Annotated in this window: 11 protein-coding genes; 9 read left to right on the top strand and 2 right to left on the bottom strand. The window is 59.6% G+C overall.

The genetic code is table 11. The annotated features are described in order from the left end of the window. Positions 1–2: 2 nt before the first annotated feature. Positions 3–1,280 (top strand): TRAP transporter large permease, encoded by a 1,278-nt coding sequence (locus tag PVA19_RS16455; RefSeq protein ID WP_274103456.1) that lies wholly within the window; start codon positions 3–5, stop codon positions 1,278–1,280. A 35-nt stretch (positions 1,281–1,315) separates the two neighbouring features. Next, the gene (locus PVA19_RS16450) at positions 1,316–2,323 is read left to right on the top strand and encodes a TRAP transporter substrate-binding protein (protein ID WP_274103455.1); all 1,008 of its coding nucleotides are present in this window, start codon (positions 1,316–1,318) and stop codon (positions 2,321–2,323) included. A gap of 92 nt (positions 2,324–2,415) precedes the next feature. Here PVA19_RS16450 and acs read toward each other — a convergent pair whose 3' ends face one another. After that, positions 2,416–4,374 (bottom strand): acetate--CoA ligase, encoded by a 1,959-nt coding sequence (acs, locus tag PVA19_RS16445; protein ID WP_113180752.1) that lies wholly within the window; start codon positions 4,372–4,374, stop codon positions 2,416–2,418. A 230-nt stretch (positions 4,375–4,604) separates the two neighbouring features. Here acs and PVA19_RS16440 point away from each other — a divergent pair, with 230 nt between their 5' ends. After that, the gene (locus PVA19_RS16440; protein ID WP_274103454.1) at positions 4,605–5,306 is read left to right on the top strand and encodes a DUF1013 domain-containing protein; all 702 of its coding nucleotides are present in this window, start codon (positions 4,605–4,607) and stop codon (positions 5,304–5,306) included. Between the two features lie 309 nt (positions 5,307–5,615). Here PVA19_RS16440 and PVA19_RS16435 read toward each other — a convergent pair whose 3' ends face one another. Further along, on the bottom strand, positions 5,616–7,400 hold the full coding sequence (locus tag PVA19_RS16435; protein ID WP_062424787.1) for a glucan ABC transporter ATP-binding protein/ permease: 1,785 nt from the start codon (positions 7,398–7,400) through the stop codon (positions 5,616–5,618). Positions 7,401–7,742: 342 nt separating this feature from the next. On the opposite strand from PVA19_RS16435, the gene PVA19_RS16430 reads away from it, so the two are divergent. The 6 genes from PVA19_RS16430 to PVA19_RS16405 all read left to right on the top strand — a co-directional run bounded on the left by PVA19_RS16430 (position 7,743) and on the right by PVA19_RS16405 (position 16,453). Next, entirely contained in the window at positions 7,743–8,480 is a 738-nt protein-coding gene (locus PVA19_RS16430) for a helix-turn-helix transcriptional regulator (protein ID WP_162723073.1), read from the top strand. A 122-nt stretch (positions 8,481–8,602) separates the two neighbouring features. Further along, positions 8,603–12,064 carry a pyruvate carboxylase gene (gene pyc / locus PVA19_RS16425; protein ID WP_274103453.1) on the top strand — a complete coding sequence of 1,154 codons (3,462 nt, stop codon included), beginning with the start codon at positions 8,603–8,605 and terminating at the stop codon, positions 12,062–12,064. A 114-nt stretch (positions 12,065–12,178) separates the two neighbouring features. Beyond that, complete coding sequence (locus tag PVA19_RS16420; RefSeq protein ID WP_274103451.1) at positions 12,179–13,003, top strand: DeoR/GlpR family DNA-binding transcription regulator; 825 nt, start codon at positions 12,179–12,181, stop codon at positions 13,001–13,003. Beyond that, a complete protein-coding gene (locus PVA19_RS16415) occupies positions 13,000–14,187 on the top strand; it encodes an MFS transporter (RefSeq protein ID WP_062424791.1) in 1,188 nt (395 codons plus the stop codon). The genes PVA19_RS16420 and PVA19_RS16415 overlap by 4 nt, the downstream gene beginning before the upstream one ends. A 284-nt stretch (positions 14,188–14,471) precedes the next feature. After that, a complete protein-coding gene (ispG, locus tag PVA19_RS16410) occupies positions 14,472–15,722 on the top strand; it encodes a flavodoxin-dependent (E)-4-hydroxy-3-methylbut-2-enyl-diphosphate synthase (protein WP_062424814.1) in 1,251 nt (416 codons plus the stop codon). Positions 15,723–15,790: 68 nt separating this feature from the next. Further along, complete coding sequence (locus PVA19_RS16405; protein ID WP_062424792.1) at positions 15,791–16,453, top strand: OmpA family protein; 663 nt, start codon at positions 15,791–15,793, stop codon at positions 16,451–16,453. Positions 16,454–16,497 lie beyond the last annotated feature (44 nt).

The raw sequence follows: 16,497 nt of genomic DNA, 5'->3' as shown, positions 1-16,497 counted from the left end.
ACATGACACTTCTGGTTTTTGTCGGCTCGCTCCTCGGCGCCATGGCAATCGGCGTTCCCGTTGCCTTCTCGCTGATGTTCTGCGGCGTCGTGCTGATGTGGTACATGGGCATGTTCAATACGGCGATCATCGCCCAGAACATGATCTCCGGCGCCGATACCTTCACGCTGCTCGCCATTCCCTTCTTCATCCTGGCCGGTGAATTGATGAATTCCGGCGGTCTGTCGCGCCGCATCATCGACTTTGCGATTGCGCTGGTCGGCCATATTCGCGGCGGTCTCGGCATCGTTGCCATCGTTGCCGCCATCATCATGGCGTCGATCTCCGGTTCGGCGGCGGCGGATACCGCCGCACTCGCGGCGATCCTCATCCCGATGATGGCGAAGGCCGGTTACGACATTCCGCGTTCCGGCGGTCTGATCGCTGCCGGCGGCATCATCGCCCCCGTCATTCCGCCGTCGATGGCCTTCATCGTCTTTGGCGTTGCGGCAAACGTGTCGATCACCCAGCTCTTCCTCGCTGGTATCGTGCCCGGCATCCTGATGGGCGCATCCTTGATCATCGCCTGGCTGATTGTCGTGCGCAAGGACAACGTCCAGCCGCTGCCGAAGACGACGGCAAAGGAACGCCTGGTCGCAACGGGCCGTGCGGGCTGGGCGCTCGGCATGCCGGTCATCATTCTCGGCGGCATCAAGGCCGGTATCATGACGCCGACGGAAGCCGCCGTCATTGCTGCGGCCTACGCACTCTTCGTCGGCATGGTCATCTACCGCGAATTGAAGCCTGCCGATCTGTGGCATGTGCTGCTTCGCGCTGCCAAGAGCACATCGATCATCATGTTCCTGGTTGCCGCAGCACTGGTTTCTGCCTGGCTGATCACCGCTGCCAATATCCCAGCGGAGGTTGCCGGCTTCATCGAACCGCTGATCGACCGTCCAATGCTCTTGATGGCCGTGATCATGGTGCTGGTCTTCATCGTCGGCACTGCGCTCGACCTGACACCCACCATCCTGATCCTGACGCCTGTCCTGATGCCGATCGTCAAGCAGGCGGGCATCGATCCGGTCTATTTCGGCGTGCTCTTCATCATCAACAATGCCATCGGCCTCATCACGCCGCCGGTCGGTGTTGTCCTCAATGTGGTTTCGGGTGTCGGGCGCATTCCGCTCGGCAAGGTGACGGTCGGCGTCTGGCCGTTCCTGGTCGCCGAAACCATCGTTCTGGCCCTTCTGGTGATCTTTCCGCAGATCGTCATGGTGCCGCTGCAATATCTGCGTTGACCGAACGACTCGGTTTGTTTCCAAGGGAGGAAAACATGAGAAAGCTACTTCTACTCACGACAGCCATCGCCTTCACCGCCGGTGCCGCCGCACCCGCTTTTGCCGAATACAACAGCCGGATGATCCGCGTGTCGAACGGCATCAACCAGGATCACCCGGTCGGCAACGGCATCAAGGCCATGCAGGCCTGCCTCGACGAGAAGACCGGCGGCAAGCTGAAGATGACCGCATTCTGGGGCGGCGCTCTCGGTGGTGACTTGCAGGCCACCCAGGCTCTGCGTTCTGGCGTTCAGGAAGCGGTCGTCACATCGTCCTCACCACTCGTCGGCCTGATTCCGGCGCTTGGCGTGTTCGACCTGCCTTTCCTTTTCTCCAACACGAAGGAAGTCGATGCCGTTCTGGACGGCGAGTTCGGCGACATGATGAATAAGAAGCTGGAAGAGCAGGGCCTCGTCAATCTGGCCTATTGGGAAAACGGCTTCCGCAATCTCTCCAACTCCAAGCGCGCGGTCGACAAGTGGGAAGACTTCTCCGGCTTGAAGGTGCGCGTGATGCAGAACAACATCTTCCTCGACACCTTCCAGAACCTTGGCGCCAATGCCACGCCGATGGCGTTTGGCGAAGTGTTCTCCGCACTTGAGACCAATGCGATCGACGCACAGGAAAACCCCTATGTGACGATCGACACCTCGAAGTTCTACGAAGTGCAGAAATTCGTCACCGAGACGAACCACGCTTACACGCCGTTCCTATTCCTCTTCTCCAAGCCGATCTTCGACAGCTACACGCCCGAAGAGCAGACCGCCCTTCGTGAATGCGCGATTGTCGGCCGCGACGAAGAGCGCAAGGTCATTCGTGCGCTGAACCAGAAGTCGCTCGACAAGATCAAGGAAGCCGGTCTCAAGGTGAACGTTCTGTCTGCGGAAGAGCAGGCGCGTATCCGCGAAAAGTCCGCGGTCGTCTACGAAAAGCACAAGGCTGAAATTGGTGCAGATATCGTTGACGGCATTCAGGCCAAGCTCAAGGAAGTTCGCGCTCAGTAATTTGCGCTAAGGTTTAAATACCGAAACGCCCGGTGACAGATCGTCGCCGGGCGTTTTTGTTTCTCAGGACATGTCAGGCGCCCGTAAAGGCCTCAAGCCGCTGCAGGCTTGTTCTGGCGGTGTTCGATCAGGTCGTCGACGACGGCGGGATCGGCGAGCGTCGAGGTGTCGCCGAGCGCGCCGAAATCGTCTTCGGCGATCTTGCGCAGGATGCGGCGCATGATCTTGCCGGAGCGGGTTTTCGGCAGGCCGGGTGCGAACTGGATCTTGTCCGGCGTTGCCACCGGGCCGATCTCATCGCGCACATGCTTGACGAGTTCGGCGCGCAGCGCTTCGTCGCCGGTCTTGCCCGCCATCAACGTCACATAGCAATAGATGCCCTGTCCCTTGATATGGTGCGGATAGCCGACCACGGCTGCCTCCGAAACCGCGCTATGCGAGACGAGCGCCGATTCCACCTCTGCGGTTCCAAGACGGTGGCCAGAGACGTTCAGCACGTCATCGACGCGGCCGGTGATCCAGTAATAGCCATCCTCGTCACGGCGGCAGCCATCACCGGTGAAGTACTTCCCCTTATAGGTGGAGAAGTAGGTCTCGATGAAGCGCTGATGGTCTCCATAGACGGTACGCGCCTGGCCCGGCCAGCTGTCGGTGATGCAAAGATTGCCGTCGGCCGGACCTTCCAGCACCTTGCCCTCAGCATCGACCAGTTCCGGCTTGACGCCGAAGAAGGGGCGGGTGGCCGAACCGGGCTTCAGATCGGTGGCACCCGGCAGCGGCGAAATCAGGATGCCGCCGGTTTCCGTCTGCCACCATGTATCGACGATCGGGCTCTTGTCCTCGCCGACGACATGATAATACCACTCCCAGGCTTCCGGGTTGATCGGCTCGCCGACCGTGCCGAGGAGGCGGATGCTAGAGCGCTGCGAGCGTTTGACGAACTCGTCGCCAGCGCCCATCAACGACCGAAGCGCGGTGGGTGCGGTGTAGAAGATATTGACCTTGTGCTTGTCGATAACTTCCCAGAAGCGTCCCTGGTCGGGGAAGTTTGGTACACCTTCGAACATCAACGTCGTGGCACAGTTGGCAAGCGGTCCGTAGACGATATAGGAGTGGCCGGTCACCCAGCCGACATCGGCCGTACACCAGTAGATGTCGCCATCCTTGTAGTCGAAGACATATTCGTGCGTCATCGACACATAGACGAGATAGCCGCCAGTCGTGTGCAGCACACCCTTCGGCTTGCCGGTGGAGCCCGATGTATAGAGAATGAAGAGCGGGTCCTCCGCTTTCATCTTCACCGGCTCGCAATGGGGTTTTACGTTTGCGGTTTCCTGGTGGTACCAGAGGTCGCGACCGGGCGCCCAGTTGGTCTTGCCGCCCGTGCGGCGCACGACCAGGACCTTGTTGACGATGACGTGCTGGCGCGCGGCGATATGGATCGCCTTGTCGGTGTTTTCCTTCAGCGGAATGGGCTTGCCGCCACGAACGCCTTCATCGCAGGTGATGACGAAGGTGGACTGGCAGTCGACGATGCGGCCGGCCAGCGCTTCGGGAGAGAAACCGCCAAAGACGACGGAATGGATGGCACCGATGCGGGCGCAGGCAAGCATCGCATAGGCCGCTTCCGGGATCATGGGCATATAGATGGTGACGCGGTCGCCCTTCTTGACGCCGTGCTTTTTCAGCACATTGGCGAGGCGGCAGACGGCGTCATAGAGCTGGTTGTAGGTGATCTTCTTGTCGATATAGGGATTGTCACCTTCCCAGATGATCGCGGTGCGTTCGCCATGCGTCTTCAGATGGCGGTCGATACAGTTGTAGGAGACGTTGGTGAGGCCGTCCTCGAACCATTTGATCGGCACCTTGCCCTTGAAGGAGGTGTTCTTGACCTTGGTATATGGCTTGAACCAGTCGATCCGCTTGCCGTGCTTGCCCCAGAATTTCTCCGGGTCTTCCACGCTGTCCTGATACCATTTCAGATAGCGGTCATTGTCGATCAGAGTGCCGGTTTTGGCCGATTTGAGAACCGGGTAGATCTTCGCAGACATGAACTCCTCCTCATGCAGATTGTCTTTTTAAGTCTGGAGACTCCTGTCCTCCAGTCATGTGTCCAATTCATAACAGGTTGGTGACATCCGGCAATTAGACAAAGGTCATTTGTTTCTCGAACAATTGCAATTCTGATGCAATCCGGTTATAGAGCGGTCATATTCCCGGAAATCAGTGGTTTCATTCCACGCCCGCGACACCGGCGCGGACGCTCAGAAGGATTGTATCTATGGCTCAAACACTGCTCATGCCGAAAGCGACGGCCGTCTGGCTCGTTGACAACACGGCGCTGTCGTTCGATCAGATTGCCACGTTCTGCAAGCTTCATCCGCTTGAGGTCAAGGCAATCGCCGATGGTGAAGCAGCGCAGGGCATCAAAGGTCTCGATCCGATCGCAACAGGTCAGCTTTCCCGCGACGAAATCCAACGCGCCGAAGGCAACCCGAACCACAAGCTGAAGCTTTCCGAGCCGAAGGTTCGTGTTCCAGAATCCAAGCGCCGTGGCCCGCGTTACACGCCGGTGTCCAAGCGTCAGGACCGTCCGAATGCCATTCTCTGGCTGGTGCGCAACCACCCGGAGCTGAAGGACGCGCAGATTTCGCGTCTCGTCGGCACCACGAAGTCGACCATCGAGCAGATCCGTGATCGCACCCACTGGAACGCCGCAAACCTGACACCGATGGACCCGGTCACGCTTGGCCTCTGTAGCCAGATCGATCTCGACCTCGAAGTCGAACGTGCATCGCGCGGTCGCCCGCTTCCCACCCAGGAAGAACTGGATGCGACCTTGCAGCCTGCAAGCACCACTGAAAAGCTCGGCTTCAACTATGATCGCGAAGAAGAAAAAGAAATCGACGCCAACGCCGTTTTCGCCAAGCTCTCCTCGCTCAAGTCTACCCGCAAGGATGAAGACGAGGACGACAACTACTAACAGTCTATCCAATAATCGCCGTTGGCCGCCTGCAAATGGCAATTTCTGTGCTTCCGGTGCTCACGTACTTTAAGTACGCTGCGCTCCGGTTCTCGAAATCACCATTTTCGTCAGACCAACAGCAATTCTAGAACAAACTGTAAGGCGTTTGGTCGGTCCTGATACTGCCCGCATCCAGAATGCACCTATTGAAGCCCCGGTTTGCGCCGGGGCTTTTTGCTTTCTGCCGTTTCAGCAAACCGCACAAAGAAAAACCTCCGCAGCGCAGGGCTGCGGAGGTCAATCTGAAATCATCACGTCTTTTTTGTCTTATGCGTGGTTCATCTGTCGCTGCGGCATGTTGATAGATGGCACACCGGTCTTTTCGTCGTCATTGACAAGGCCACTTGCTCTGAGCAGCGAGGTGAAGCGGCCACCGCGCAGGCTGAGTTCATCGAAGGTACCCTTCTCGATGATCCGGCCATTGTCCATGAACAGCACCAGATCGGCGTCGCGGACAGTCGACAGACGGTGCGCGATGATGAAGGTGGTGCGATCCTTGCGCAGCGCATCGACGGCGTCCTTGACGCGCGCTTCGGTTTCCACGTCGAGCGCACTCGTCGCTTCATCCAGAACCAGGATTGGCGCATTCTTCAAAACCGCACGGGCAATGGCGATACGCTGACGCTCACCACCGGAGAGACGGTTGCCGCGCTCACCCACCTGCGTCATGTAGCCATTTAGCCTGCTGTCGATGAAGTCGGTCGCGGCCGCCGCAGTTGCGGCCTGGACGATTTCATCGTCGGTCGCCGAATCGCGACCCAGACGGATGTTGTCACGGATCGAGCGGTTCAGAAGGCCGGCATCCTGGAACACGGTTGCAATCGAGCTTCTGAGCGACTGGCGCGTCACCGTCGAGATGTCGATGCCGTCCACAAGGATCTGGCCGGAGCTTGGGTCATAAACACGCTGCAACAGGTTGATGAGCGTGGTCTTGCCTGCACCCGTCGGACCGACGATGGCGACCGTCTCGCCGGCATTGGCGACGAAGGAGACGTCGTGCACGCCCTGCTTGGTGTTGGCAAAGCCGAAATTGACGTTGCGGAATTCGACCGTGCCTTCGACGTGACCGAGTTCGCGAGCCGAATTCGGTTCTTCACGCTCCTGGACGGAATCTTCCAGCTTGAAGAAGTCCTCGAGCTTGGCGCGGGCCTCGAAAATCTGGCTGACGAAGGCACGCATCTGGTCGAGGCGGCCGATCAGCAGGTTGGCGAAGCCGATAAAGGCAATGACGTCACCAACGCGAAGCTCGCCATTCTTCACCAGGATCGTACCGATGACGAGGATGATCATCATCGACAGCGTCGAGGCCGTGCGGTTCAGCGCGCTGGCGAAAGCCCACCAGTCGAGAACCGGGTACTGGGCGCTCAGCAGGCGCTCGGTGAAGGACTTCAGAGCCTTGGTTTCCGCTTCGATGCGGTTGTAGCTGTGCAGCACCGAGACGTTGCTGATCGAGTCGCTCACATGGGCAAAAACGGTGTGATAGTGCTCCTCGACGGAGGCCTGGCCTTCCTTCGTGCGGTTCATCACCCACTTGCCGATAAACCAGTAGAAAATACCAAGGCCCACCAGCACGAAGCTCAGGCGAACGTCCATCGAGAAGGCAGTCGGGATCAAGAGCGCTACGGCAACGAAGGTTGCCAGATGCGTGCGCATGAATTCGAGCCAGAGGCCGAATAGCGTCTCGCTGGCGCGCAACAGCGTATGCAGCGCGTTGGAGGTGCCGCGCTGATGATGCCACGACAGCGGCATGGAAATGATACGGCCGAAGGCTTCGGTCAGAAGCGAGGCGCGGCGCCCATGGGCAAGCCGGTCCGCCTCACGCGCCACGGCAACGTAAGCCACTGTATTGAAGAGGCCGAACGCACCCCAAAGAATGAGGATGTTGGTTGGAACGGACCCTGTCGACAGCGCATCGATGATCTTGCCGAACAAAACAGGCTCAGCGATGGTGATTGCCGCAAGAATAACGTTTGCAACAACGACGATCGTGACCCGCCATTTGTTGGTTGCAAGGTAGCGCAGGGCGCGCGTGTAAACTTGAAACAGTGTCAATTTCCAAATCCCGTCTTCATGTCAGTCCTGCCCTTTGGGGCGAAACCCTTACCTTCAACGACAAGGGCGATTGCGGGCTATGCAAGCAGTTGTTTTATCGCTCTTTCTACATGAATGGGCGCTTAACGCCGGGGCTTTTGAAGCGAGACTCGAAAAAAATCGCGTTCTGCACGATCTGAATATTTTGGATTGTCAAATCGGTCTATTTCGCGGAAAAGTTTTAGTGCATGACACGTTGCTTGATTACAAATTTGCCGCGTTCGAACCTGGCTGCTAAGGGGTGCGAAAGACATACCCCCTGCAAGGTTCGTGGTCTTTTTTATTGCCAGGATCTATTTTGAGATGCAGACCCTATTTACGTTCCTGGATACCCATGCAGAGCCAATGGGTCTGGATGAATTTCTCTCTTCTTTCCAGCAGGTTATAAGCCAGTATGGGTTTGACTATTATCGTATTTTCCGACGCGCCGTCCGGCGGGCCGCGGTCAAGGATGTGGTGCTGGCGCAGCAGCAGCCCGAGGGGTGGCCCGCGATTTACGACGCGAAGAAGTATAGGGAGGTCGATCCCATCGAGCGATCGCTCTGTCTGTTGCAAAAGCCGGTGAGGTGGCGGGATGCAGTGTGCCTTCTTCCGCAGGCGACGCATCGCAAACGTGCGGCGAAACTTTTTCAGGATGCGGCTCGGCATGGATTGCGGGAAGGCTATGCTTTTCCAATTCACGGACGCAACGGCATGCTGGGTGGCGTTGTCATCAGCGGCCTTGGCTGCCATCTGACGGAACGTGAATTGGCGATCTTCGATGCGGTCATGCGTGTCACGTTCTGGCGTGTTGCGGATTTGACCGGACACTCGGAAGATCTGCTGTCCTCTCCGGATCTTTCGGTGGCGCAGCTGACGCGCCGGGAGCGCGATGTACTGACGCTACTGGCGCTCGGCAACACGTCGCCGGAGATCGGCAAGGCGCTTTCGATCACCAGTCATACGGTGGATTGGTACCTCAGCGGTATCCAGCGCAAGCTCGGTGCGCGAAACCGCCAGCACGTCGTGGCGCTTGCGTTTCGCTGCGGCTTGATTGGTTGACGCATTCAGACGCGCGGACCAGAACCGGGATGATGAAAATCGTCCTTTCCAACATGCGGTTTTGCTGCTTAATTCCGCGGTGCAGCATGTTGGAGTGCTCATAAGGTTCTTGGGAGGCCGTTTTGAAGATATCGAAAATTCTCGTTGCCAATCGTTCGGAGATCGCAATCCGCGTATTTCGCGCCGCCAACGAGCTCGGTATAAAAACGGTCGCCATCTGGGCCGAAGAGGACAAGTTGTCCCTGCACCGCTTCAAGGCGGATGAAAGCTATCAGGTCGGACGTGGCCCGCATCTTGCCAAGGATATGGGTCCGATCGAGAGCTATCTGTCGATCGAGGAAGTGATCCGCGTCGCCAAGCTCTCGGGCGCTGACGCCATCCATCCAGGCTACGGCCTTCTTTCGGAAAGCCCCGAATTCGTCGACGCCTGCGATGCCGCCGGCATCACCTTCATCGGCCCGCGCCCGGCAACCATGCGTCAGCTCGGCAACAAGGTGGCCGCCCGCAATCTGGCGATTTCGGTTGGCGTGCCGGTTGTTCCGGCGACCGAGCCTCTGCCGGATGATCTTGCGCAGGTGGAACGTATGGCCGAGGAGATCGGCTACCCGGTGATGCTGAAAGCCTCCTGGGGCGGCGGCGGTCGCGGCATGCGCGCCATTCGCAAAAAGGAAGATCTGGCGCGCGAAGTCACAGAAGCCAAGCGCGAAGCCAAGGCGGCCTTCGGCAAGGACGAAGTCTATCTGGAAAAGCTGGTGGAACGCGCCCGCCACGTGGAAAGCCAGATCCTTGGCGATACGCATGGCAATGTCGTCCATCTCTTCGAGCGTGACTGCTCCATCCAGCGGCGTAACCAGAAGGTGGTCGAGCGCGCGCCAGCGCCCTATCTGTCGGAATCGCAGCGCCAGGAGCTTGCCAATTACTCGCTGAAGATCGCAGCGGCGACGAATTACATCGGCGCCGGCACGGTCGAGTATCTGATGGATGCCGATACCGGCAAGTTCTACTTCATCGAGGTCAATCCGCGCATCCAGGTGGAGCACACGGTGACCGAAGTCGTCACCGGCATCGATATCGTCAAGGCGCAGATCCACATTCTCGAGGGTGCTGCCATAGGCACGCCCGAATCCGGCGTGCCTGAGCAGAAGGATATCCGTCTCAACGGCCACGCGCTTCAGTGCCGCATCACCACGGAAGATCCCGAGCACAATTTCATTCCCGATTACGGTCGCATCACGGCCTATCGTTCGGCCTCAGGCTTCGGCATTCGCCTGGATGGCGGCACGTCCTATAGCGGCGCCGTCATCACCCGCTATTACGATCCGCTGCTCGTCAAGGTCACCGCATGGGCGCCAAAACCGGATGAGGCGATCAGCCGTATGGACCGCGCGCTGCGCGAATTCCGTATCCGCGGCGTGGCGACCAATCTCACCTTCCTGGAAGCAATCATCGGTCACGAGAGCTTCCGCACCAACACCTACACGACTCGCTTCATCGACTCGACGCCTGAGCTTTTCGCCCAGGTGAAGCGTCAGGACCGCGCCACCAAGCTTCTGACCTATCTGGCCGACGTCACCGTCAACGGTCACCCGGAAACCAAGGGTCGCGCCACGCCGTCCGACAAGGCCGTCAAGCCTGTCGTGCCCTACATCGAAGCGCCGACGCCGGACGGTACGAAGCAGTTGCTGGACAGTTTGGGGCCGAAAGGCTTTGCCGACTGGATGCGCAACGAAAAGCGCGTCCTCGTCACCGACACCACCATGCGCGATGGTCACCAGTCGCTTCTGGCAACGCGCGTTCGCACCCATGACATTGCCCGCGTGGCGAGCGTCTATGCCAAAGCACTTCCGCAGCTTCTGTCGCTGGAGTGCTGGGGCGGTGCGACCTTCGACGTCTCCATGCGCTTCCTGACCGAAGACCCATGGGAGCGTCTGGCGCTGATCCGCGAAGGCGCGCCAAACCTGCTTCTGCAGATGCTTCTGCGCGGCGCCAATGGCGTCGGCTACAAGAACTATCCCGACAACGTCGTCAAATATTTCGTCCGTCAGGCGGCAAAGGGTGGGGTCGATCTCTTCCGCGTCTTCGATTGCCTGAACTGGGTCGAAAACATGCGCGTCTCGATGGATGCGATTGCCGAAGAGAACAAGCTCTGCGAGGCTACCATCTGCTACACGGGCGACCTGCTGAATTCGGCGCGGCCGAAATACGATCTCAAATATTACACCAATCTTGCCGCTGAGCTTGAAAAGGCCGGCGCGCATATCATCGCCGTCAAGGATATGGCGGGTCTTCTGAAGCCTGCCGCCGCGAAGGTTCTGTTCAAGGCCCTGCGCGAAGCAACCGGCCTTCCGATCCATTTCCATACGCATGATACGTCGGGCATTGCTGCCGCCACCGTGCTCGCCGCAGTCGACGCGGGCGTGGATGCCGTGGATGCGGCGATGGATGCCTTCTCCGGCACCACCTCGCAGCCCTGCCTCGGTTCCATCGTCGAGGCATTGTCCGGTTCGGAACGCGACACGGGTCTCGATGCGGAGTGGATCCGCCGCATCTCCTTCTATTGGGAAGCGGTGCGCAACCAGTATGTGGCCTTCGAAAGCGATCTCAAGGGACCGGCATCCGAAGTCTATCTGCACGAAATGCCAGGCGGCCAGTTCACCAACCTCAAGGAACAGGCGCGGTCGCTCGGCCTGGAAAGCCGTTGGCATGAGGTGGCGCAGGCCTATGCCGATGCCAACAAGATGTTCGGCGATATCGTCAAGGTCACGCCATCCTCCAAGGTGGTCGGCGACATGGCACTGATGATGGTCAGCCAGGATCTGACGGTGGCCGATGTCGAAAACCCGGAAAGGGAAGTTTCCTTCCCGGACTCGGTCGTCTCCATGCTCAAGGGCGATCTCGGCCAATCGCCGGGCGGCTGGCCTGAAGCGCTGCAGAAGAAGGCCTTGAAGGGCGAGAAGCCGTATACGGTTCGTCCCGGCTCGCTTCTGGAAGATGCCGACCTCGATGCGGAGCGCAAGGCGATCGAAACCAAGCTGGAGCGTCCGGTCGATGATTTCGAGTTTGCCTCCTATCTGATGTATCCGAAGGTCTTTACCGATTTCGCGCTTGCTTCGGAAACCTACGGTCCTGTCTCGGTGCTGCCGACCCATGCTTACTTCTACGGCATGGAAGACGGCGAGGAGCTGTTTGCCGATATCGAACGCGGCAAGACCCTCGTCATCGTCAACCAGGCGTCTTCGGGCGTCGACGACAAGGGCATGGTTACCATCTTCTTCGAGATCAACGGCCAGCCGCGCCGCATCAAGGTGCCGAACCGTGCCCATGGTGCCAGTGGCTCGGCTGCGCGCCGCAAGGCAGAGCCGGGGAATGCCGCCCATGTCGGCGCGCCGATGCCGGGCGTTATCTCCCGCGTCTTTGCCAATGCCGGCCAGGAGGTGAAGGCGGGCGACGTTCTGGTTTCCATCGAAGCGATGAAGATGGAAACGGCCCTGCATGCCGAGCGAGACGGCAAAATCGCCGAAGTCCTGGTACGGCCAAGTGACCAGATCGACGCCAAGGATCTGCTGGTCGTCTACGCCGAGTAACGAAGCGACATCAAGAGTGACGACAATGCCCGCCACCGTGCGGGCATTTCCGCTTGTGGATAAGCCTTCCTGCATGTATGCGTGTTTGTGCACGATTCCACATGTTGGTGCCGAATGTCCAAAATCGACCACTTCGTCAGCGAGCGTCAGACGCTCATCTTCGCCGAGCTGCAGAGCAAGGGCCGCGTTCTTGCGCAGGATCTCGCCCAGGCTTTCGATGTTTCGGAAGACACGATCCGGCGCGATCTTCGCGATATGGCAGGGCGTGGACTTTGCGAGCGCGTCTATGGCGGGGCGCTGATATACGGTGGCAAGACGGTGCCGCTCAGCCACCGTGTCACGGATATGCAGGACCGCAAGGATGCGCTCGGCCAAGCGGCGGCGGCGTGCATCGCACCGAAAATGACGATCTTTCTCGACGCCGGCTCCACCAATCTTGCCATCGCCCGTCACTTGCCGAAGGGCGCGGGGCTGACCGTCATCACCAATACGCCAGTGATTGCGGCAGAACTGTCCGGCCGCGCCGATCTGGAACTGATCGTGGTCGGCGGGCGGATTGATCCCGCCGTCGGTGCCGCCATCGATACAATGGCGATCTCTCAGCTGGAGGATATGCGGCCCGACCTCTGCATCCTCGGTGTCTGCGGCATGACGGCTGATGGCGGGCTCTCCGCCGACATCTATCAGGACGCGACCTTCAAGCGGCTGGCCTGCAAGGCGAGTGCCAGAACCTTGGCGGCGCTCACCACCGAGAAGCTTGGTATGGGCGCAGCCTTCCATGTGGCGGCGCTCACCCCCGATCTCACCCTTGTCCTGGAGAGCGATGCGGATGAGGCTTTCGTTCGCGATCTCAGGAGACAAAATCTCGACATTCATCTTGCCGGGCGTGACGCCCGTGCGTCATCCCATCCGCATTCACCGAAGGACCAGCCCGCATGACCGGCTCCCCCATGTCCGTCTCCACCGCCCGCACCCCCTATATGACGAAAAACCGCTTTGGCGTCTCTTTGCTGTTCCTGATGAACGGCTTCATGATGGGCTCCTGGGCGCCGATGATTCCCGAATTTGCCAAGCGCCTTTCGCTGAGCGAAGCTGAGCTCGGGCTCGTCATTCTCGTCTTCGGTCTCGGCTCGCTGTCCTGCATGCCGGTTGCCGGTTCGCAGATCGCCCGTATCGGGTCGCGCTCGGTGACGCTCTTCTGCGCCGCCATCTTTGTGCCGACACTACTTCTCATCACGCTCTCCAATACCGTCTGGGCGGGCGTCATCACCGTCTTTCTCTTCGGCGGTCTGACGGGCGCCATGGATGTGGCAATGAATGCCAATGCCGTTGCGGTGGAACGCGGTATGCGGCGCGCCATCATGTCGTCATGCCACGCCTTCTGGAGCCTTGGCGGCCTGATCGGTGCGGGTCTTGGCGGTCTGCTCATCACCAAGATCGGCATTTATGGTCATGCCGTTGCGCTCACCATCATCGCTGCAGCCCTTCTTGCAATTGCCTGGCCGCGCGTCATGATGGATCGTCCGCACCCTGAAGAAGAACGGCCGAAGGGTGGCTTGCCGCTTACACCGCTGCCCTGGATCATCGGCCTCATGGCGCTGTTTTCCATGGTGCCGGAGGGTGCGGTCCTCGATTGGGGTGCGCTCTATCTGCGCAACGAGCTTGGCGCATCGGTTGCCGTGTCGGGCTTTGCTTTCGCCGCCTTCTCGCTGACCATGGCGGTCATGCGCTTTGCGGGCGACCTGGTGCGCGAGCGACTCGGTGCCGTGCGCACGTTGCAAGTCTGCTCGGCCCTATCCATCATCGGTCTTCTGATTGCGGGTGCTGCCGGAGACGCTTTCATTGCCATTATCGGCTTTGCCATTGCCGGTATCGGCATCTCCAACATGGTGCCGATCGCTTTTTCCGCTGCCGGCAACATGCCGGGGCTGGCGCCTGGCATCGGTCTGTCTGTCGTCACCACCATGGGCTATTCCGGCATTCTGGTCGCGCCCTCGGCCATTGGCTTCATTGCCGAACATACCGGGCTTGCGACCGTGTTCCTGTTCATTCCGCTTCTGCACGTGGTCGTGCTGCTGCTCTCCAGGCTCGCTCGTCATGCCGACGGGGCTAGCGGTCACTGAGCCACGCCAATCGTTCCGTGCGTCTGGAGCGCTTCCAATCTCTAAGGAAGCGCTCTCGTTTTGGGTCGGGCGTAAGACGGGCTCGAATTTTGCCATGATTGCGGTAAAATAAAGCACGGCGCGCAAAAGTGTGAAGCGGTTTTGCGATAACGCCATGCGAACAAGAAGACCGTACAGTGTGAGAGCGAAGCGACACGCTTTAACAGTTGACTGCTTCGATGTTGACAAGGCGCCCGCCTTGATCCACCTGAATGAAGACCCTCACCGCAGTTGCAGAGACCATGATGAACGCACACGCCGATTACGATCCGAAGCCCCGCCGCGCCTCCGTTGCCGTCGATGTCGGTGGCGTGATCGTCGGTGGCGGTGCGCCGGTCGTGGTGCAATCCATGACCAATACGGACACGGCCGATATCGATGCGACGGTCCAGCAGGTTGCAGCCCTTCATCGCGCGGGCTCGGAGATCGTCCGCATCACCGTGGACCGGGATGAGAGCGCTGCCGCCGTTCCGAAAATCCGCGACCGCCTGTTGCGGCTTGGCATGGACGTGCCGCTCGTCGGTGACTTTCACTATATCGGCCACAAGCTGCTCGCCGATCATCCGGCCTGTGCCGAGGCTCTGGCGAAATACCGCATCAATCCCGGCAATGTCGGCTTCAAGGACAAGAAGGACAAGCAGTTCGGCGACATCATCGAGATGGCGATCCGCTATGACAAGCCGGTGCGCATCGGCGTCAACTGGGGTTCGCTCGATCAGGAACTGCTGACGAGCCTTATGGACAAGAACAAGGATGCCGGCTTTCCGCTGTCCGCCCGGCAGGTCACGCGCGAAGCCATCGTCCAGTCGGCGCTGATTTCCGCCGAGCTTGCCGAAGAGATCGGCCTGCCGCGCAACCGGATCATTCTCTCCGCCAAGGTCAGCCAGGTTCAGGATCTGATTGCGGTCTATTCCATGCTGTCGGAGCGCTCCGACCACGCGCTGCATCTCGGCCTCACCGAAGCCGGCATGGGTTCCAAGGGCATCGTCGCCTCGTCGGCTGCCATGGGTTATGTGCTGCAGCAGGGCATTGGCGATACGATCCGCGTGTCGCTCACACCGGAGCCGAATGGCGATCGCACCCGCGAAGTGCAGGTGGCGCAGGAACTGTTGCAGGTCATGGGCTTTCGTCAGTTCATTCCCGTGGTCGCGGCCTGTCCGGGATGCGGGCGCACGACGTCGACCGTCTTCCAGGAACTGGCGCAGAACATCCAGAACGATATTCGCAAGAACATGCCGGTCTGGCGTGAGAAATATCCAGGCGTCGAAGCGCTGAACGTTGCCGTCATGGGCTGCATCGTCAATGGTCCGGGCGAAAGCAAGCATGCCGATATCGGCATTTCGCTGCCGGGAACCGGCGAGAGCCCTTCCGCACCCGTCTTTATCGATGGTGAAAAGGCGTTGACCTTGCGCGGTCCGAACATCGCCTCGGACTTCGAGGCGCTGGTCATCGACTATATCGAAAAACGTTTTGGCCAAAAGGACGCGGCGGAGTGAGTCTCGACCGTGAAAATGCCCGAATCGCTGTGTCTTACCTCCCGAAACTCACGGAGCAATGATTTCCAATGATCAAGAAGTTTGCTGTTCTTGCGCTTGCCGCAACTTACCTTTCCGCCTGCACCACGACCGACCCCTACACGGGTGAGCAGAAGGTCTCCAACATGGCGGGCGGCGCGGGGCTTGGCGCGCTGGCCGGTGCGGTTGGCGGTCTGGCGATCGGCGGCGGCAACAAGGGCCGCAACGCGCTGATCGGTGCCGGTATCGGCGCGCTCGCCGGCGGCGCAATCGGCGGCTATATGGACAATCAGGAAGCCGAGCTTCGCCAGCAGTTGCAGGGTACCGGCGTCTCCGTCACACGCCGCGGCGACAGCATCGTGCTCAACATGCCGTCCAACATCACCTTCGCAACGGACCAGGATCAGGTGATCCCGCCATTCTACCCGACGCTGAATTCGGTCGCGATCGTTCTGAACAAGTTCAACAAGACCTATATCGACGTCAACGGCTTCACCGACTCCACCGGCAGCCTGAACCACAACCAGCTCCTGTCGCAGCGCCGCGCCGCCTCGGTTGCCAATTATCTCGCAAGCCAGGGTGTCGATCAGCGCCGCATGTCCACCATGGGCTTCGGCCCGTCGCAGCCGGTGGCATCCAACGCCACGCCGGATGGCCGCGCCCAGAACCGCCGCGTGGAAGTGTTGATCTCGCCGCTGACGCAGAACGGCTAAGACGCAATCACGCCTGTCGGATTTAGAAAAGGGCTGCTTTGGCG

This window comes from Agrobacterium sp. CNPSo 3708, from assembly GCF_028674915.1.
Lineage (GTDB): Bacteria > Pseudomonadota > Alphaproteobacteria > Rhizobiales > Rhizobiaceae > Agrobacterium > Agrobacterium cavarae.
This window is presented reverse-complemented; position numbering and strand designations above follow the sequence as displayed.